The sequence below is a fragment of the Cryptosporangium japonicum genome (genome assembly GCF_039524755.1).
Classification (GTDB): domain Bacteria; phylum Actinomycetota; class Actinomycetes; order Mycobacteriales; family Cryptosporangiaceae; genus Cryptosporangium; species Cryptosporangium japonicum.
On the sequence record NZ_BAAAGX010000046.1, the window covers coordinates 420,055 to 436,814 of the forward strand.

The window sequence follows — 16,760 nt, forward strand, 5'->3', positions numbered from 1 at the left end:
CTAGTCGTCGCCGAGGTGGGCCCTGACCTCCATCAGGGCCCACCCGAGCAGGTTGAGGCCACGCCACTTCGACGGAACGCGGGCGTGCTGGTGGTCCTCGGCCAGGCCGATGCCCCAGATACGGTCGAGCGGGCTGGCTTCGACCAGCAGTTTCTCCCCGGTGCCACGCAGGTAGGCCGCGAGTTCCGGGGCGCGGAACTTGGCCCGGTTGCCCTCGACCACGATCTCGAAGCGGTGCGCCTTCCACACCTTCTCGTCGAAGTCGCGCACCGACTGGCCCAGTTTCTTCACGAGCACCGGGTGCTCGGCGGCCAGGATCTTCGCGAGCGCCTCGTCGTCACCGAACAGCCGCGCTTTCCCGGCCATCATCCAGTGCTCGGCGCTGCCGTACTCCACGCCGTCGACCGTGAACGGCTGCTGCCACCACTGGCTGAGACAGCCCGGCCCGTTCGCTCCGGGCAGCGCTTTCCAGAAGAACAGGAAGTCGACGGGTTCGCCCGCGGCCTCGCGCCGGGCGAAGGTGTCGAGGTACTGCGCGGGCGTCGGCATTCCGGCACAGTGGCAGAGGGGTACGACCGGAGGCACCCGAATAATCTGGGGTGCATGCCCGACTGGCCCACCACCGAGGCCGAAGCCGTCGCCGTGCAGGACGCGCTGCGCGACCGGGTCCTCCGCTCGGGGCCGCCGCTCGACGCGCTGCGCCTGGCCGCCGGCGTCGACGTGGCGTACGACACCGGATCGGACCTGATCGCCGGGTCCGTGGTCGTGCTCGACGTGGCCAGCAGGCAGCCGGTCGCCGAGGCCACCGTCGTCGGCCGGGCCGCGTTCCCTTACGTGCCCGGGCTGCTGGCGTTCCGCGAGATCCCGATCCTCCGCGCGGCGCTCGACCAGCTGGACGTCCAGCCCGACGTGCTCGTCTGCGACGGCTACGGCTGGGCGCATCCGCGCCGGTTCGGCCTCGCCTGCCACCTCGGCGTGCTCACCGGCCTCCCCGCGGTCGGCGTCGCCAAAACGCCGTTCGTCGGACGCGCCGAGGGCGCCGTCGGCGGTCGCCGCGGTGACACCGCCGATCTCCGGGACGGCACCGAGGTCATCGGGCGTGTGCTGCGCACCCGGGACGGCGTCAAGCCGGTGTACGTCTCGATCGGTCACCGCACCGACCTCGACACGGCGTGCGCACTGACGCTCGCGCTGAGCGTCGGCTATCGGCTCCCGGAGACCACCCGGCGGGCCGACTCCGCGTGCCGTACCGCACTCCGGGGTGCACTTTCCCGCCGGAATGGGACTTCCGAAGATCCGTTCGTTAGCCTGACTGCGGTAGTCGGAGAGGACGGGAAGGCCGCACCGTGACGAGTTCCGAGCCGGGTCGACAGGGTTGGCAAGGGTCGGTCCTGCGAGACCTCGCACCTGAGTCCACCAGCGTCAACGGCCATCAAACCAGTGCTGGACCGGACCTCGATCCGGATGATTCGACGGCGACGCAGCGGGTCGATCCGGCCGCGTTAGGCGTCACCGCGCCGATTCCGACCGCGTTCCCACCGGTCGCGGACGAGCCCGGTGCGGAGGCCACCACGATGCTTCCGCCCGGTGGGTTGCCGTCGTTGATCCCGACGCAGAACGGTGCGCCGGGCGCGGAGAGTGCGGCGCCCGAGGCCGTTCCGCCCGCCACCTCGTTCCCGCCGCTGCCGCCGCTGGGGGCGACGCCGCCGCTCGATCCGAATGGGTTCCCGGCGCCGGCCCCGGGCCAGCCGTTTCCTCCTGGCGCCGGGTACGCGCCGGAAACGGGCTTTCCCGCCCCGTACCCGGCCGCTGACGGTGGGTTGCCGGCGCCGTATCCGGCGGGTTTTCCGCCCGCGAACGGTGCGGTCCCGGGGTTACCGGCGCCCGGGGCTCCGGTCTCGGGTGTACCGGGTAGCGGGGGTACGCCGGGGTTTCCGGTGCCCGGGGCCGGTTCGCCGGGGGTCGGCGGTGCCGGCGTGACGGCGTTACCGGGCTCGTCGGTTCCCGGGGCTCCGATGCCCGGAACGCAGGTGCCGGAAGGCCTGGTCAACGGGGCTCCGATGCCCGGGGCCCAGCCGCCCGCAGCTCAGATGCCTGGGGCGCCGATGCCTGGGGCGCCGATGCCCGGGGCGCCGATGCCCGGGGCGCCGATGCTTCCGGCTCAGATGCCCGCGGGTCAGATGCCCGGGGTACCGGGTGCGGCCGGGCCGGTTCCGGGGGGTCAGATGCCCGGTGCGCCGGGCGCGCCGCAGCCGGGCGGTGGCTTCGGAGGCGGGGCACCACAGGGGGCACCACAGGGGGCACCACAGGGGGCACCGCAAGGGCAGCCTCCCCTGCCCCAGGGCCCCTCCAAGGTCTTCGGCCCCGACGCGACGCCCGTCCAGCAGCAGTGGACCCCGTCGGGCCTGCTCCCGATGCCCGAACACGCCGACAGCCGCCTCCAGCGCCTGCGCAGCAGCGTCCGCGGCGCCGGCCGCAACACCCGCGGAGCCGACGACGTCGCCGGCGAACTCGCCGCACCGGTCACCACCGGCCGCCGCATCGCCGTGCTCGGCATCCGCGGCGGTTCCGGCAAGAGCACCGTCGCCGCACTGCTGGTCAGCGCCTACGCCACCCACCGCGGCGACCGGGTGCTCGCGGTCGACGCCGACCCCGACCTGGGCTCACTGGGCCTACGCCTGGGCGCGAACTCCCCCACCTCGCTGGCCAACCTCGGCCGGGTACCCCGCGTCTGGTCGACCCTCGACGAAGCCGAGCGGTGCCTCGGCCGCAGCCAGTCCGGTGCCTGGATCCTCTCCGGCGAACGCGGTTCCGCCGCCCCGGAAACCGTGGCGCCCAACGCCTACTTCGGCGTGCTGCACGGCATCAGCCGGTACTTCGCCGTCACGGTCGTCGACGCCGGCGCGGGCATGGTGACGCCGCTCAACCAGGCCGTGCTCTCCGACGCGCACGCGATCGTGCTCGCCACCCCGGCGAGCATCGACGGCGTGGTGAGCGCCCGGCGGGCGTTGGAGTGGATCCGCGAGTGGAACCCGCAGCGCCTCCAGCAGGCCACGATCGCGTTGACCGCGATGTCCCCCCAGGCCGTGAGCATCGACCTGAACCGCACCGCCGAGGCATTCGCCCCGTTCGGCGTGGTTCCGGCCCTGTTGCCCTACGACCGGCACCTGGCGACGGGCTCGACCATCGAGCCCTGGCGTCTGGGCGAGCGCACGCGCAACTCGGCCGTGCAACTCGCCGCCGCCACGTTGTCGAAGGCTAGGGCGTTGCCCTGACCTCGGCCCGCCGTTTGAGGTGGGCGTTGCGCGCGATCAGGATCGAGAGGAGCTGACGCCGCACCGCCACCTCGTCGGCGACCCGGCCGAGCAGGCCGAGCGGTGACTCCCAGACGATCCGGTCGGTCACCAGCGTCCCGGCGCCGGTCTCGGCGAACACGTGATCGTGACGCAGCGTGCGGAACGGACCGCGCACCTGCTCGTCGCTGAACCGGCGCGGGGCGTCGACCTCCACCACCCGCGCGTCCAGCGCCAGCGGGAGCCCGAAGTGCCGGGCCCGGAAACACACCAGGTCACCGGCTTCCAGCAGCCCGCTCACCCGGCCCGGCGCGACGGTGCGCTCGGCGGTGTGCACCAGCGCGGCGGTGTGCTCGCGCACGTCCCGCGCGAGGTCGAACACCAGCGCCGCCGGGGCGTGGATCAGCGTCGTCGTGATCAGAACCGACACGTCACACCCTCGCCAGACGGACGCGTAGCTCGTCGATCAGCGGCGCGTCGGCGGGCAGCCAGGCGACGTCGTCGAGCTGGGTGGCGTCGAGCCAGCGCAGCGCCGCGTGTTCGAGTGCGGTGGGCTCTCCGGCGACGAGACGCACGATCCACACCCGGAGCACGCCCCGGTCGCGTTCCAGCGGCAGGTCGCCGCCGAGCCGCTCGACGACTTCGACCTCCACGCCGAGTTCCTCCCGGCATTCCCGGACGATCGCGGCCTCGTCGCGCTCTCCCGGCTCGACCTTGCCGCCGGGGAACTCCCAGCCTCCGGCCAGCGCGGGAGGCTCGGCGCGCTGGGCGGCCAGCACCTGACCGCGGTCGTTGACGATCGCTGCGCCGACGACGATCAGCAGAGGGGTGACCACCGCTTCAGCCTGCCAGAGGTTCCCGGATCGGTCGGACGGGGCACTCAAGGAAGGATCTGACCGCCTGCCGCGTTGTTCTGACACGACAAGCGACAACCGAGGGAGACACTGATGGCCACGGTGGAACTGACCACCGAGAACTTCAACGAGACGCTGGCGCGCGATGGCATCACGCTGGTGGACTTCTGGGCTAGCTGGTGCGGCCCGTGTCGCCAGTTCGCGCCGGTGTTCGAGAAGGCCTCCGAGACTCACGAGGACATCGTGTTCGGCAAGGTCGACACCGAGGCCCAGCAGCAGCTGGCCGCCGCGTTCGACATCCAGTCGATCCCGACGCTGATGGTGATCCGCGACCGCGTCGTGCTCTACGCCCGGCCGGGTGCGCTGCCCGGTGACGTACTCGAGGACCTGATCGGCCAGGCGCGTGAGCTCGACATGGACGAGGTGCGCAAGCAGGCCGAGGACACCGAGGCCGCGGACGCCGGTACGCAGGTCTGACCTGCACTGACCTGGGAGATCGGGGCCATGGGCCCCGCATCTCTCAGGTTTTGTGTTTTCGGCCCGATGGGCTACCCGAGGTGTGACCACGGGAGACCAGGGCGAGGGCATGCGCGACGCGGGTGAAGAGTCGGCCGGATGAGCAGCCCTCCGGTGACGGGCCTCGCCGAGCCGGGCTACGACCCGCTCGACGACTCCACCTCGTGGTGGGGTGGCCAGAAGATCCGCTCGCGCCCGACCATGCCGCCCGACCCGGCCGCGATCCGGCGCCAGCGGGCCTGGCGCACCGCGATCACCGAGGTGCTGGCCGCGCCCGAGCAGATCCGCGTCGTGTTCCAACCGATCGCCGACCTCGCCCGCGGCACCGTCGCCGGCTACGAGACGCTGGCACGCATCGACTCGCCGGTTCCCGGCGTCGGCGACCGCCTCGCCCCCGATCAGTGGTTCGGCGCCGCCGAGGAGAACGGGCTCGGCCCGGCCCTGGAGGGCGTGGTGATCACCCGGGCCCTCTCCCGGCTCGGCGAGCTGCCGCCGAACGCGTTCCTCACGGTGAACGTCAGCCCGCACCTGCTCGGTTCGCCGGAGCTCGACGAGGCGTTCGGCAGCGTCACCGACCTGTCCCGGGTGGTCGTCGAGCTCACCGAGCACGTGGCGTTCGGTGACCTGGAATCGATCACGGCCCAGACCCATCGCCTGCGTGCCGCCGGCGCGTTGATCGCCGTCGACGACGCGGGCAGCGGGTACGCCGGCCTCCAGCAGATCCTCGAACTGCGGCCGCACCTGGTGAAGCTCGACCGGGCCCTCGTCGCGGGCGCCGACCGTGACCCGGCGCGCGCGGCGCTGGCCGAGCTGCTCGGACAGTTCGCCGGCCGGCTCGACGCGTGGCTGCTGGCCGAGGGCATCGAGACCGTCGGGGAGCTGGCGACGTTCTGCCGGATGGGCGTACCGCTCGGCCAGGGATGGCTGCTCGGCCGCCCGGCCGACGAGATGGTGCCGCTGGCCGACGAGGTGCGCTCGCGGATCCTGGCCGAGACCTCCCGGGTGGCGGCGACCGAGGCGATCGCCAGCGTGATGCTCAGCAAGGTGGCCGTCACCACCGCGGACCGCGTGGACGCCGGCACCTCGACCGAGCCGACGGTGGTGGTGGATGCCGGCGGCTCGCCGGTGGCGATGCTCGCACCCGACCCCCGGGACGGTGGGTTCCGGCAGCTGCCGGTGAGCCTGCGGGTGCTCGCCTCGGACGCGGCCGAGGACGTGCTGATGCGCGCGCTGACCCGGGAAGCAGCCCACCGCTTCGACCCCGTGGTGTGCACCGACGGCTGGGGCCAGGTGATCGGGCTCGTGCTGATGGACGAGCTGACACGGCACGTCGTCGGGGCCCGAGACACCGCTCACAGCTGAACGCCTCAGGCGCGGGCGCGGCGCGCCGATCCTGGCAGAGCCGCCCATCACCCGGCCCGGGCGGCTCCCCTGCGAACGGAGACCGCTCATGAAGCACTTCGCCTGTGGTGACGTCGTCCGCGGCTGCACGGCCGTGTTCGCCGGTGACACCGACGACGAGATCCTGGCCCTGGTGGGGCAGCACGCACGGGCCGACCACGGGCTGGTCGACCTGCCCGGGGAACTCGTCGCCGCGGTGCGGAGCGCCATCACGACTCAGGCGGCGTGAGCAGGGAGAACTCGGTACGACCGGCGACGACGCCGTTGAGCTGGAGCTCGATCGCGTGCAGCCCCGGGTGGTAGCGGCGGGTGGTGATCTCGCGGAACGAATGGCTCCGCGAGATCTCCCGCCGCTCACCCGGCGCCAGCGTCGCGGTGGTGAGCTTGAACGTCTTCCCGGTGAGCCGACCGTCGGCTTTCCGGTGGTGGACGACGTAGTCCACGGCGACGACCGCCGGCTCACCGGTGAGGTTGGTGACCGCCGCGGTGAAGTGCAATGCGCCCCCGTACGGGACCTCCACCGCCGCCAGCGTCGGCCCGACCACGTCGAGCGTGGCGCCCGTGGTGAAGCCCAGCAGGGCCAGCGCCGCCGGATCACCCTTCTTGACCAGCGTGCGCAGCGCGTGCCGGACCAGCCGCGCGGTGTTCTCGTCGGGAGCCGCCAGCCAGTCCGCGGCCGTCCGGACGACCAGCTCCGGATGGTGGCGGCTCAGGTCGTTGAGATGGTTGGCCACGGACCGGCGCACGTACTCGCTCTCGTCGCGGTAGAGCGCGGCGAGGATCGGGATCGTCGCGTGCGGCCGGGCCAGGATCGCCGGCACGCGTTTCGTCCAGGGAAGGAACGGGCGCGTGCCTTCCGACGCCAGCCGACGCACGTGCTCGTCGGGCGACCGGGCCCAGGCCAGCACGATCGGGAGCGCCCGGTCGAGGTCGTGCGAGAGCAGCGCCCGGATCGCGAACTCGCCGGTCAGCCGCGGGGTGAGTTCGGCGAGCAGTGCGAACACGTCGACGAACGCCGCGTCGCCGCCGTCGTCGAGCGCGCGGGTGACCGCGGCGGTGGTGGCGGGCCAGATGCCCCAGCCGCGCAGCGACGCCGCCCTGATCGTCGCCGCGAACGGGTCGTAGCCGCCGGGCAGGTCGGCGAGCAGTGCGTCACGGATCAGGTCGCTGCGCTCGCGGAGCGGGAGATCGCCCAGCTCCACCCGGCGGAGCGCGGTGAGCGGATTTCCCGGTGCGGCCGCGGCCAGCGCACGCGTCAACGCGGCCAGCGCGGGTGCGCCCAGTAGCTCGTCGGCGAAAGGCATGACCGCATCCTGCGCCGGGGGTACGACAGTTCTCAGGCCCGCACCGCGAACCAGATCCGCTCGGGCAGCACGCGGGCCGCGTCGGCCAGGTCGATGCCGGGTGCGCCGGCCAGGTACCGGCGGGCGGTCTCCGCCACCGGGCCGATGATCAGCATCTCCAGCAGCGCGTCGGGCAGGTCGACGACGCGGCCGGCCCGCACGTGCGACCGGACCCACTCGACGACCGGCTCGATGGCCGGTTTCTTCGCCGCGGCGATCGTTCCGGCGTGGGCGGCGAGGTAGCCCGACGCCGGGGACGCGTGCACGAACCGGGCCGCCGCCGGATGGTCCGCGACGAACGTCAGATACGCCGTGGCGATCGCCCTGACCCCCTCCTCCGCCGACACCGCCGGGCTCAGCGGAGCGGCCACCGCGGCCAGCAGCTCGCCCATGCAGCGCGTGTACAGCGCCGCGGCGAGCCCGTCGGCGCTGCCGAAGTGGTGGTAGAGGCTCCCGAGGCTGACGCCGCTGGCCGCGCTGATGGCCTGCACGGTGAACGGGGACCCGTCCTCGTGCACGGCCAGCGCGGCGTCGAGCAACCGCTGTGCGGTCTCGGCGCCGCGCTGCTGTTTGGGCGACATCAGACCCGCACGCCGGTCAGTTCGGCCGCCTGGCTCCAGAGCCGCTCGGCCAGGGCCCGGTCGGTGGCCGGCGCGGTCAGCGGCGTCGGTTCGTCCAGGTGGTGGTAGGCGCCGGTGCCGGTCGGTTCGGTGACCAGACGGACGATCGGCCCGGCGCCCTCCGCGGGCGTCGCCCAGCGTCGTTTGGCCAGCCGGAGCAGGACGCCGATCGGGCCGGAGCGGTCGCCGAGCCCGGTGCGGATCACGCCGGGGTGGACGGCGTTGATCGTGATCCCCCGGTCGGCCCAGCGCTCCGCGAACAGCGGCATCAGCAGGAGGTTGCACAGCTTGGTGTCGGCGTAGGTGCGCAGGCCGCTGAAGTCCGCGCCGGTGGGCGTCCGCGCCGGATCGGCCCGGCCTTTGACGTAGAGCCCGGCGCTGACCTGCACGACCCGGCCCCGCGCGGCGGCGAGCTCCGGTTCGAGCAGGTGGTTGAGCAGGAACGGGGCGAGATGGTTGACCGCGAACGACTCCTCGAAGCCGTCGGCCGTGAGCGTGCGGCGGGACGGCCACAGACCGGCGTTGTGCACGAGCACGTCGAGCCGCGGGCACGCGTCCCGGATCGTGTCGGCCGCGGCCCGGATGCCGCTGAGCGTCGCGAGGTCGCCGACCGCCGCGACCGGTGGCGGGCCGGACGCGACGGGCGCCAGTGCGGCCGCGGCCGCCGCACTGGCGCCCGCCCGGCGACTGACCAGCACCACCCGGTACCCGCGGCGCACGAGTTCCTCGGCGACGGCGTACCCGATACCGCGATTGGCGCCGGTGACCACGACCGTCTTCGCGTCCATGCCGCGACCGTACCGAGAACCAAGAAAATTTTCTAGAAAACTTTCCTACTTCCGGACGATCGCGAACAGCAGCGAGTCGCGCCAGACACCACGCACGAGCACGTGGTCGACGAGGTGGTCGACCTGCTGGAGCCCGGCCTTGGTGAGCACCCGGGCCGACGCGAGGTTCTGCGGCGAGCACGTCGCCTCGATCCGTGCCAGCCCCAGCGACCCGAACCCGTACTCCACGAGGAGCCGTGCGGCCTCGGTGGCGTGACCCCGGCCCCAGTACGCGCGCGCCAGCGTGTACCCGAAGACGCCGACGTCACCGAGCACGCGGAGCTCGACGCCGCCGATCACCTCACCGGACTCACGCAGCTCCACCGCGAACGGATGCACGGAGGCCGGCGGGTCGACGACCGCGCGGATGAACTCGGCGGTGTCGGCCGGGGTGTTGGGACCCCAGTCGGTGAACCGGGTGACCTCGGGGTCCGAGGCGTACCGGTGAACGGCCGCCTCGTCCGCCGATCGGAACGGGCGCAGCCGCAGCCGCGCCCCGGCCAGTTCGCTCACGGCCTCACCCCAGTGGCCCCGCGACGCCGACGAGGTTGCCCTCGGGGTCGACGAACTGCCCGACCCGGAACTCGCCCGACGCCGGCTCCGGCCCCAGCACCCGGGTGCCACCCAGCCGCTCGGCGTCGCGCAGCGCGGCCTCCACGTCCGGCACCGCGACGTAGAACAGCACCCGTGGCCGGTGGCCCTCACCCCCGCCGATCCCGCCGTTGAGGCCGGCCGTGCCCGCCTCGACGAAGCCGTACTCACCGGGCCGGGAGACCTCGTCGGTGGTGGCGTCGCCGACGCGGTACTCCCAGTCGAACAGCGCGGCGTAGTAGTCGCGGAGCTTCGCCGGCTCCGCGCCGATGATCTCGAAGTGCACGACCTGTCGTCCCACGGCTCTCTCCTCACTCGTTTACAGAATGACGAGCGGAACCAGCGGTTTTCTACTTCACCGCGACGATCCGGAGCCGGCGGTAATCGGCCCACCAGGCCCCGTTGCGCCAGAGCACCTCGTGCACGCGCTCCTCGAGCTTCCGGAAGAACACCGCCTCGTCGACACCCTCGAGCAGGAACCCGGCGAACATGCGCACCCAGTTCTCCAGACCGGCCGTGCCGTCGAGCACGGTGGGGCGGTCGAAGAGCCACGCCGAGCGCACCTCGAGCCCGGCCCGCTCGACCACCCTCGCGTACTGCGCCACCGACGGGTAGTACCAGGGCGTCTTCGCGGCCGGCAGGCCCGCTTCGACCCGGACGTCCTGCGCCGCGCCGATGATCGTGCCGACGTTGCCCGAGCCGCCGAACTCGGCGACGAACCGGCCGCCGGGCTTGAGCGCCTTGGCCACCGAGGAGGCGACCCGCCACGGCTGCGGCACCCAGTGCAGCACGGCGTTGGAGAACACCGCGTCGTACCGGCCCTCGACGCCCAGCTTCCGGGCGTCCGCGACCGCGAAGTACGGGAAGTCGGGGTACTTCTCCTCGGCGCGCGCGATCATCTCGGCGCTGGCGTCGACCCCGTCGGCGACCACCCGGCGCGACCGCAGCAACGCCACGTGATCGCCGGTGCCGCACCCCAGGTCGAGCACCCGCTCGCCCGGGAGCGCGGCCAGCAGTTCGAGCAGATCCTGCCCGTACGAGGCGACAAAACCGTGGTGGCGGTCGTACAGCGCGGCATCCCAGGTCTGCGTGCTCATGCCTGCGACCCTATCGGTGTTCTCACGATTCAGGAATAGCGTCTCACTATGTGGAGGAGAGCTGACCGAGCAGCCGGCTGAGCAGGGCGGCGACGCCCGGCACGCTGACGATCACTCCCAGCACGGCGAGCACCGTGAACGCGGGCACCAGCACCGTGCGCTCCACTGTGCCACCGGCCCGGACCGCGATCTTGTCGGGCATGCCGACCTCGTACCAGCGCTCCCCGCGGATCGGCAGCGGCCAGAGCACCGGGCAGCCCGCCTTGGTGATCATGTCGCCGAACGTGTGCACCACGCAGCCGATGCCGACCGAGAGCCCGAGCAGCGGATAGCCCCGGTCGGCCGGCAGCGTGTCGATCGCGACGTACGCGGCGGTCGCGGACAGCGCGGTGACGATGATCCACCCGGAGGCCTTCACCGCGTCGGCCATCAGCCCGCGGATGCCGAGCCCGAACAGGAAGAACAGCGCGATGGCCACGGCCGTCTTGCCGTACTGCTCGGCCAGGTAACCCGTGCCGGCACCGAGCCCGGCCGCGAACAGCCAGGTGTGCGTGAACGTGCGGTGGCCGTTGCTGCGCTTGCCGTCACGCTTCGAGCGGGTGAGCTTGTAAACGCCGAGCGAGAACTTCTCCACGCATTCGGCGAGGAATAGCGAGACCACGCCGAAGGTGCGGGCTACCGTGGCCCCACCCTTGTTCTTGGTCACTTTGCCCGAGGTATCCAGGTCAGGCAGTAACGCGGCCCCGGCGCACGCGACCGTGTAGGTCGTCAGCTCGATCGGCGACTGCATGTAATGACCGAGTTGGGCCGCCACCGCGGAGCCGACCAACCAGGCGGCCGCTCCGGAGATGGCATGGGTAGGCCCCATGACCATGCGCGCTCACTTTCCACTGTGTACGTCCGAGATCCACGGTAGAACCTCGGCGAAACCCGCACAGTGAAGCACGCATCGTTCGACCAACCGGACAGCGACACGCGTGAAATCAAACGTCTGTGCGAGCCTCGTGATCGAGCAGCCGACGCTTGACCTGGACGCCCCAGCGGAAGCCGCCGAGCGTGCCGTCCTGACGCAACACCCGGTGACACGGCACGAACAGCGCGGCGGCGTTACGTGCACAGGCCGACGCCGCGGCCCGGATCGCGGCCGGCTTGCCGGCCAGCCGGGCGTACTCCGTGTACGTGATCGCCGAGCCCGGCGGCACCGTGCGCAGGACCTCCCACGCCTGCTGCAGGAAGTCTCCGGATTTCTGGCGTACCGGGATCGTGTCGACGGCCGTGAGGTCACCCTCGTGGTACTGGACGATCGCCTTGGTGACGTCGCCCAGCTCGGCCCTGGCCACGAACTCGGCCGGACGCAACGACGGATGGATGATCTCGATCAGATCCTCGATCGTGCTCGTCCAACCGCTGGCGAGCACGGTGCCGCCGGTCTCGACCGCGGTGAACGGGCCGATCGGAGTGTCGACGGTGGAGTAGTAGGTCGGGGAGGACATCACGTCCGTCCTTTCTCACTGCTGGAGTTCGGATTGCCACAGGTGGAGCACGGCGTACGACCGCCACGGGCGCCAGCGGCTCGCGTGGTCGTCAAGCGCGCTCGGCGACTCGGGCAGACCGAGACGCGCGGCGGCGCGCCGGACACCGAGGTCGCCGGAGAGGAACACATCGGGGGCTCCGGTAGCGCGCATCGCGATGTAACCGGCGGTCCACGCCCCGATGCCGGGGATTTCCTGGAGAGCGGCCAGCGCGTCGGCCGGATCGGTGCCGGAGTCGAGGACGAGCTCGCCGCTCGCGAGCGCGGCGCAGAGCGCGAGCAACGACCGGGCCCGGTTGCCCGGCATCGGGAGCTCGGCCGGGGAGAGTTCGGCCAGCGCCTCGGCCGACGGGAAGACGCGTGCGCCTTCGGGCTCGACCGCCTCCCCGTAGGCCTCGGCCAACCGGCCGGCAATCGTGCGTGCGGCCGCCACCGACACCTGCTGGCCGAGCACCGCGCGGACCGCGAGCTCGGTGCCGTCGACGGCGCCCGGCACACGCAGCCCCGGATGCGCGGCGACGAGTCGGCCGAGCACCGGGTCGGTGGCCAGCGCGGTGTCGACCGCCACCGGGTCGGCGTCCAGATCGAGCAGGCGGCGGCAGCGGTGCACGGCGGTGCCGAGATCGCGCAGGTCGGCCAGGGCCAGCTCGGCGTGGACGTGCCCGGCGGCCGGCGTGAGCGCGACCGACCCGACGCCGCGCGGCAGCCGGAGCGTCCGCCGGTAGGTGTCGCCGTCGAACTCCTCCACGCCCGGCACCGCCCGCGCGCCGAGGAACGCCCACAGCGCCCCGGCGTCGAACGGCTCCCGGTACGCCAGCCGGAGACCGATCAGGCCGGGGCCGCCGACCGCTTTCGCGCCGCGCTTCGCCCGCAGCTCGCTCGGCGTCGCCGCGAACACCTCACGCACGGTGTCGTTGAACTGCCGGATGCTGCTGAACCCGGCCGCGAACGCGACCTCGGCGAACGGCAGCGCGGTGGTTTCGATGAGCGTGCGTGCGATCTGCGCCCGCCGGGCCCGCGCCAGGGCCAGCGGCCCCACGCCGAGCTCGGCGATCAGCTGCCGGTTGAGGTGGCGGGCCGAGTAGCCGAGCCGCTCGGCCAGGCCGCGGACGCCGTCACGCTCGACGACACCGTCGCTGACCAGACGCATCGCCCGCCCGACCAGGTCGGCACGCAGATCCCAGTCGGGCGAGCCGGGCGCCGCGTCGGGCAGGCAGCGCAGGCAGGCCCGGAAGCCCTCGGCCTGCGCGGTGGCCGGTGTGCGGTAGAAGCGGACGTTGCTGCGCTTCGGCGTCATCGCCGGGCAGCTCGGACGGCAGTAGATACCCGTGGACGTCACCGCGAGCACGAACTGCCCGTCGAACCGCGAGTCGCGGCTGCGGGCGACGCGGTAGCAGAAATCGGGGTCGAGTAGCGCGGTCACGTCACTGATCCTGCCCCGGCGACCACGCCGCTGGCTGGCGGAAATCGGACCTGTGCATAACGTGCGATCCTGTGGCGTGACCGAAACAGATTTCGAGTTCCACAGCGATGGGCTGGCGCTGGCCGGCATCCTGCGTGTCCCGTCCGGCCCGGCACCGGAAGGCGGTTGGCCCGCGCTCGTCTTCACCGGTCCGCTCTCCGGCGTCAAGGAACAGGTCGTCGGCGGGTACGCCGAGCGCCTCACCGCGGCCGGCTACGTGACGCTGGCGTTCGACCACCGCAACTTCGGCGCGAGCGACGGCGAACCCCGCCAGCACGAGGACGCCGCGGGCAAACTCGCCGACCTGCGTAACGCGGTCAGCGCGCTCGGGATCCACCCGGCCGTCGACGCCGCACGCATCGGTGCGGTCGGGATCTGCCTCGGTGGCGGGTACGCGCTGCGCTTCGCCGCGTTCGACCCGCGGATCAAGGCCGTCGCGTGCATTGCCGGCGGCTACAACGACCCCGCCGCGATGCGGTCGGCGATGGGCGCCGACGGCTACCGGGCCCAGCTCGCGCACTTCGCCGAGGCCGCCGCCGAGCAGTACCGCACCGGCCGGGTCGACTACCTCGCCGCGGTCTCCGACGACGAGGACGAACCGGCGGTGATGGCCGGCGCCGAGCCGTTCGCGTACTACGGCACCGAGCGCTCGGCCAGCCCTGGCTGGGTCAACCGGCTCACCCGCCAGACCGTCCGTGAGCTCATCACCGTCGACCTGGCCATCGGCGCCGACTTCCTCGGGCCGACGCCGCTGCTGGTCGTGCACGGCACCACCGACGCGTTCTGCTCCCCCGACGGCGCGCGAGCGGTGTTCGAGCGCGCGACCGGCCCGAGCGAGATCCTCTGGCTCGAGACGTCGAATCACATCGATCTCTACGACCGCCCCGAGTACGTCGATCCGGCTACAGAGCGGGCAGCGGAGTTCTTCGCCCGGCATTTGTGACAAGTTCCGGATTCGGCTGTGATGATTGTCCGCCGGATAGCTGACAGCATCCACTTGTCAGGCGCGGCACAATAAGTGGAGCCGAAACACTAACTCGCGCGATGCTCCGGGGGGTGATCGACCCATGACGCTGGCAAACGCATCGAGCCATCCCGTCGGCGCCCACCGGGTCAGCGCCGCTCCGCCCGTGGAGACCGGCCTCTGGGCCCGCGCCATCGACAAGGTCAGGGGACGCCGCCGGCGGCGCTACGTGGCCGCGGTGAAGCGCCGCCTGCGCCGCTACGACCCACCCTCGGGCAAGTAGGACGGCTCCTCCTCGAGCCGCTCCACCTTGGCCCGGTTGCGGGCCCGCACCCCGTGGCGCCGACGCACCGCGTGGAACGCCCGCTCCGCGGCCTTGCGTTCGACCCTCGTCGCCCGCTCGGCCGCGAGCTGCTCGACCCACGATTCCGGCTGCACACGACCGACCGTAGCCACCGGCCCGCCCCGTACGGGGACGACGGACGACGCCCTGTGGACATCCGGCCGCCGTGTGGACAGCCCTAGACGTTGAAGCGGAACTCGGTGCGGCTCGGCGGTGACCTGCCGCGTTGCCGCTGACCAGCGACGCGGGCCTTCAACGGTTGCCGCTCGTTGACACCGGTTTCCGGGGCCTTGTGCCCCGTGCGTGCCCCGTCTGTTGGGCTTCTTGGGGTCGCCGCCTGCGGCCCTGAGCTGCGGGACTAGTACGCGGACTAGGAGGTAGCGAGCGAACGGACTAGTTGCGGGACCTTCTTCGTCAGCCGTCGACGCGGTCGGATAGATGCACCCGGTTGTAGACGGCCCGGGTCGGTGTTCCAGCACCGTCCCGGGCCTTGATCCTCACCCTCCTCAGAAGGGCGAAGACCCAGTGACGGACTCTATCGACGTACCCCGGCCCAGGTTCCGGGTTGAGCTCGACGACGGTCAGATCGTTGAGAACGACGGAAGCGCAATCCTCGATCCCGAGAGCGGCGATCAAGTCCCCGCGGTCGTCCTCCGGATGAGCCGAGCCCGGGCGCATGTCCTGGCGCATGTGCTCGAAGACTGGTCAAGCGTCGCGCTCGTCGTCGCCACGCCGCGCTCGTCGTGCGTGACCGAGCGGGCGTTGGCGCTGACGCTCGACTCAGCTTGACGGTGACCGCGCCGTCTTCCCAGGTGTACTCGACTGCATAGCCGGGCTCGTTCGATGCGATGCCAACGATGCGGGAGGCAGGCTGCAGACCGGCGAAGCCGTGGATCGCTGCTGCGGGTCGGAGCTCGCCGCTTCGCTCGTCCACGACCATGGCGCGGCCATCGTCGTCGAAGAGTTGGACTGGTCGCTGCCTTCGGGAGGGTGCTTCGTCCTACGTGGCTTCCCAACCGGTCGGGGTGAAGTGCACCATCCAGCGATTTTCGCGCGACGCTGCGTCATCCGCTCTTGGTTTGGCGGTGACGGCCTATGATGCCGCGCGGTGCCTACTCTGCTTGTACAAGTTCGGTACTCTCGGTGAGCAGAGGTTCTCGGGTTGTGGCCTTCGCGTAAACTTAGGCACTCAAATCTCCGGTCAGGAGAGGTGGCGCATGTCGGAGACTCATGACGAGCAGTCGGCTTCGGAGGCTGCTGAAGATGGGACCGAACGTATGCGTAGAGAAGCGCGCGAGATCTTTGGGAGTCAAACCTATAATGTTAGTTTTGGCGAAATTAGAGGGTCGACTCTAAACTTCGGTATTCAAACTGGGGATTCCAAAGAGAAGACTGATGTTCGCGATCCGCTCGTAGAAGGCGTGCTCGAAAATCGAAATAACTTTATGAGTGCGTTTCTCCAGTCTGCGCTACTGGAGGCGCGTGTCACTTTCTATCTCAGCATCCTTTTCTTAGCGATTGGCGCTTCCCTTATTCTGATCGCGGCCATAGTCGGCACCGCGAGATTCTGGTCGGGCGATTCAATTGTAGTATCTGTCGTTCCAGGTGCGATTGGTGTCGTACTTAGCGGGATGGGCGGGGTGTTGGCTTCAAGGGCCGACAAGGCACGTAATCATGCCGCCGAACAAGCCAACTTGGTGGGCGCGCATTGGAATGCGGAGACACAACTAGCGCAAGCTGTGTTGATCGCAGAGGCCATTGACGACGATGCCCTTCGGAACAACGTTCGAGCTGAGATTGCTCGAGGGCTGGTGGCGCCTCGGATCACGGAACAAATCGAGGCCAAGCCGATTATCGACGGGGAAGTCTCGTCGTCGTGAGGCATCCCGTCTGCCGTCGAACCGCCCGTAGGGGAAGC

Annotated in this window: 22 protein-coding genes; 9 read left to right on the forward strand and 13 right to left on the reverse strand. The window is 71.3% G+C overall.

The features are described from left to right. On the reverse strand, positions 1–549 hold the full coding sequence (gene ybiA, locus ABD437_RS42315) for a riboflavin biosynthesis intermediates N-glycosidase (protein ID WP_344654633.1): 549 nt from the start codon (positions 547–549) through the stop codon (positions 1–3). A gap of 54 nt (positions 550–603) precedes the next feature. Between ybiA and ABD437_RS42320 the strand changes: the two genes are divergently transcribed. Both ABD437_RS42320 and ABD437_RS42325 read left to right on the forward strand, forming a co-directional pair. Next, positions 604–1,350, forward strand: coding sequence for an endonuclease V (locus ABD437_RS42320; protein ID WP_344654634.1), 747 nt, complete (start codon positions 604–606; stop codon positions 1,348–1,350). Positions 1,351–2,414: 1,064 nt separating this feature from the next. After that, complete coding sequence (locus tag ABD437_RS42325) at positions 2,415–3,275, forward strand: CpaE/TadZ family protein (protein ID WP_344654635.1); 861 nt, start codon at positions 2,415–2,417, stop codon at positions 3,273–3,275. On the opposite strand, the gene ABD437_RS42330 is transcribed toward ABD437_RS42325, so the two are convergent. Continuing rightward, positions 3,259–3,723, reverse strand: a complete 465-nt coding sequence (locus ABD437_RS42330) for an SRPBCC family protein (protein ID WP_344654636.1) — start codon at positions 3,721–3,723, stop codon at positions 3,259–3,261. The genes ABD437_RS42325 and ABD437_RS42330 overlap by 17 nt on opposite strands. 1 nt (position 3,724) lies before the next feature. Further along, positions 3,725–4,129 (reverse strand): (deoxy)nucleoside triphosphate pyrophosphohydrolase, encoded by a 405-nt coding sequence (locus tag ABD437_RS42335; RefSeq protein WP_344654637.1) that lies wholly within the window; start codon positions 4,127–4,129, stop codon positions 3,725–3,727. Between the two features lie 111 nt (positions 4,130–4,240). On the opposite strand from ABD437_RS42335, the gene trxA reads away from it, so the two are divergent. The 3 genes from trxA to ABD437_RS42350 all read left to right on the forward strand — a co-directional run bounded on the left by trxA (position 4,241) and on the right by ABD437_RS42350 (position 6,293). Continuing rightward, positions 4,241–4,624 (forward strand): thioredoxin, encoded by a 384-nt coding sequence (gene trxA / locus ABD437_RS42340; RefSeq protein ID WP_344654638.1) that lies wholly within the window; start codon positions 4,241–4,243, stop codon positions 4,622–4,624. A gap of 138 nt (positions 4,625–4,762) precedes the next feature. Then, the gene (locus ABD437_RS42345) at positions 4,763–6,025 is read left to right on the forward strand and encodes an EAL domain-containing protein (RefSeq protein ID WP_344654639.1); all 1,263 of its coding nucleotides are present in this window, start codon (positions 4,763–4,765) and stop codon (positions 6,023–6,025) included. Between the two features lie 88 nt (positions 6,026–6,113). Beyond that, the gene (locus ABD437_RS42350) at positions 6,114–6,293 is read left to right on the forward strand and encodes a DUF1059 domain-containing protein (protein ID WP_344654640.1); all 180 of its coding nucleotides are present in this window, start codon (positions 6,114–6,116) and stop codon (positions 6,291–6,293) included. On the opposite strand, the gene ABD437_RS42355 is transcribed toward ABD437_RS42350, so the two are convergent. The 9 genes from ABD437_RS42355 to ABD437_RS42395 form a co-directional block, all read right to left on the reverse strand. Next, positions 6,274–7,368, reverse strand: a complete 1,095-nt coding sequence (locus ABD437_RS42355; RefSeq protein WP_344654641.1) for a DNA alkylation repair protein — start codon at positions 7,366–7,368, stop codon at positions 6,274–6,276. The genes ABD437_RS42350 and ABD437_RS42355 overlap by 20 nt on opposite strands. A gap of 32 nt (positions 7,369–7,400) precedes the next feature. Then, the gene (locus ABD437_RS42360) at positions 7,401–7,988 is read right to left on the reverse strand and encodes a TetR/AcrR family transcriptional regulator (RefSeq protein ID WP_344654642.1); all 588 of its coding nucleotides are present in this window, start codon (positions 7,986–7,988) and stop codon (positions 7,401–7,403) included. Then, positions 7,988–8,815: an SDR family NAD(P)-dependent oxidoreductase gene (locus ABD437_RS42365; protein WP_344654643.1), complete on the reverse strand. Its 828-nt coding sequence runs from the start codon at positions 8,813–8,815 to the stop codon at positions 7,988–7,990. The genes ABD437_RS42360 and ABD437_RS42365 overlap by 1 nt, the downstream gene beginning before the upstream one ends. Before the next feature lie 45 nt (positions 8,816–8,860). Next, positions 8,861–9,367, reverse strand: a complete 507-nt coding sequence (locus tag ABD437_RS42370; RefSeq protein ID WP_344654644.1) for a GNAT family N-acetyltransferase — start codon at positions 9,365–9,367, stop codon at positions 8,861–8,863. Between the two features lie 4 nt (positions 9,368–9,371). Beyond that, a complete protein-coding gene (locus tag ABD437_RS42375; protein ID WP_344654645.1) occupies positions 9,372–9,746 on the reverse strand; it encodes a VOC family protein in 375 nt (124 codons plus the stop codon). A gap of 49 nt (positions 9,747–9,795) precedes the next feature. Beyond that, entirely contained in the window at positions 9,796–10,542 is a 747-nt protein-coding gene (locus ABD437_RS42380; protein ID WP_344654646.1) for a class I SAM-dependent methyltransferase, read from the reverse strand. A 46-nt stretch (positions 10,543–10,588) separates the two neighbouring features. After that, positions 10,589–11,416, reverse strand: a complete 828-nt coding sequence (locus ABD437_RS42385) for a metal-dependent hydrolase (protein ID WP_344654647.1) — start codon at positions 11,414–11,416, stop codon at positions 10,589–10,591. A gap of 109 nt (positions 11,417–11,525) precedes the next feature. After that, the gene (locus ABD437_RS42390) at positions 11,526–12,035 is read right to left on the reverse strand and encodes a methylated-DNA--[protein]-cysteine S-methyltransferase (protein ID WP_344654648.1); all 510 of its coding nucleotides are present in this window, start codon (positions 12,033–12,035) and stop codon (positions 11,526–11,528) included. Positions 12,036–12,050: 15 nt separating this feature from the next. After that, positions 12,051–13,496 carry an AlkA N-terminal domain-containing protein gene (locus tag ABD437_RS42395; RefSeq protein ID WP_344654649.1) on the reverse strand — a complete coding sequence of 482 codons (1,446 nt, stop codon included), beginning with the start codon at positions 13,494–13,496 and terminating at the stop codon, positions 12,051–12,053. 76 nt (positions 13,497–13,572) lie between these two features. Between ABD437_RS42395 and ABD437_RS42400 the strand changes: the two genes are divergently transcribed. Beyond that, complete coding sequence (locus ABD437_RS42400) at positions 13,573–14,478, forward strand: alpha/beta hydrolase (protein ID WP_344654650.1); 906 nt, start codon at positions 13,573–13,575, stop codon at positions 14,476–14,478. Positions 14,479–14,602: 124 nt separating this feature from the next. Beyond that, positions 14,603–14,782, forward strand: a complete 180-nt coding sequence (locus ABD437_RS42405) for a hypothetical protein (RefSeq protein ID WP_344654651.1) — start codon at positions 14,603–14,605, stop codon at positions 14,780–14,782. On the opposite strand, the gene ABD437_RS42410 is transcribed toward ABD437_RS42405, so the two are convergent. Then, positions 14,758–14,937 (reverse strand): hypothetical protein, encoded by a 180-nt coding sequence (locus ABD437_RS42410; RefSeq protein ID WP_344654652.1) that lies wholly within the window; start codon positions 14,935–14,937, stop codon positions 14,758–14,760. The genes ABD437_RS42405 and ABD437_RS42410 overlap by 25 nt on opposite strands. A gap of 430 nt (positions 14,938–15,367) precedes the next feature. On the opposite strand from ABD437_RS42410, the gene ABD437_RS42415 reads away from it, so the two are divergent. Both ABD437_RS42415 and ABD437_RS42420 read left to right on the forward strand, forming a co-directional pair. After that, the gene (locus tag ABD437_RS42415) at positions 15,368–15,631 is read left to right on the forward strand and encodes a hypothetical protein (protein ID WP_344654653.1); all 264 of its coding nucleotides are present in this window, start codon (positions 15,368–15,370) and stop codon (positions 15,629–15,631) included. 428 nt (positions 15,632–16,059) lie between these two features. Beyond that, complete coding sequence (locus tag ABD437_RS42420) at positions 16,060–16,722, forward strand: TRADD-N-associated membrane domain-containing protein (protein WP_344654654.1); 663 nt, start codon at positions 16,060–16,062, stop codon at positions 16,720–16,722. The last annotated feature ends 38 nt before the right edge of the window (positions 16,723–16,760 follow it).

Excerpts from the sequence above, each read along its gene's own strand:
- ybiA (WP_344654633.1), bottom strand. The coding sequence starts at position 549 with ATGCCGACGCCCGCGCAGTACCTCGACACCTTCGCCCGGCGCGAGGCC.
- ABD437_RS42320 (WP_344654634.1), top strand. The coding sequence starts at position 604 with ATGCCCGACTGGCCCACCACCGAGGCCGAAGCCGTCGCCGTGCAGGAC.
- ABD437_RS42325 (WP_344654635.1), top strand. The coding sequence starts at position 2,415 with ATGCCCGAACACGCCGACAGCCGCCTCCAGCGCCTGCGCAGCAGCGTC.
- trxA (WP_344654638.1), top strand. The coding sequence starts at position 4,241 with ATGGCCACGGTGGAACTGACCACCGAGAACTTCAACGAGACGCTGGCG.
- ABD437_RS42345 (WP_344654639.1), top strand. The coding sequence starts at position 4,763 with ATGAGCAGCCCTCCGGTGACGGGCCTCGCCGAGCCGGGCTACGACCCG.
- ABD437_RS42350 (WP_344654640.1), top strand. The coding sequence starts at position 6,114 with ATGAAGCACTTCGCCTGTGGTGACGTCGTCCGCGGCTGCACGGCCGTG.
- ABD437_RS42355 (WP_344654641.1), bottom strand. The coding sequence starts at position 7,368 with ATGCCTTTCGCCGACGAGCTACTGGGCGCACCCGCGCTGGCCGCGTTG.
- ABD437_RS42360 (WP_344654642.1), bottom strand. The coding sequence starts at position 7,988 with ATGTCGCCCAAACAGCAGCGCGGCGCCGAGACCGCACAGCGGTTGCTC.
- ABD437_RS42365 (WP_344654643.1), bottom strand. The coding sequence starts at position 8,815 with ATGGACGCGAAGACGGTCGTGGTCACCGGCGCCAATCGCGGTATCGGG.
- ABD437_RS42380 (WP_344654646.1), bottom strand. The coding sequence starts at position 10,542 with ATGAGCACGCAGACCTGGGATGCCGCGCTGTACGACCGCCACCACGGT.
- ABD437_RS42385 (WP_344654647.1), bottom strand. The coding sequence starts at position 11,416 with ATGGTCATGGGGCCTACCCATGCCATCTCCGGAGCGGCCGCCTGGTTG.
- ABD437_RS42390 (WP_344654648.1), bottom strand. The coding sequence starts at position 12,035 with ATGTCCTCCCCGACCTACTACTCCACCGTCGACACTCCGATCGGCCCG.
- ABD437_RS42405 (WP_344654651.1), top strand. The coding sequence starts at position 14,603 with ATGACGCTGGCAAACGCATCGAGCCATCCCGTCGGCGCCCACCGGGTC.
- ABD437_RS42420 (WP_344654654.1), top strand. The coding sequence starts at position 16,060 with ATGTCGGAGACTCATGACGAGCAGTCGGCTTCGGAGGCTGCTGAAGAT.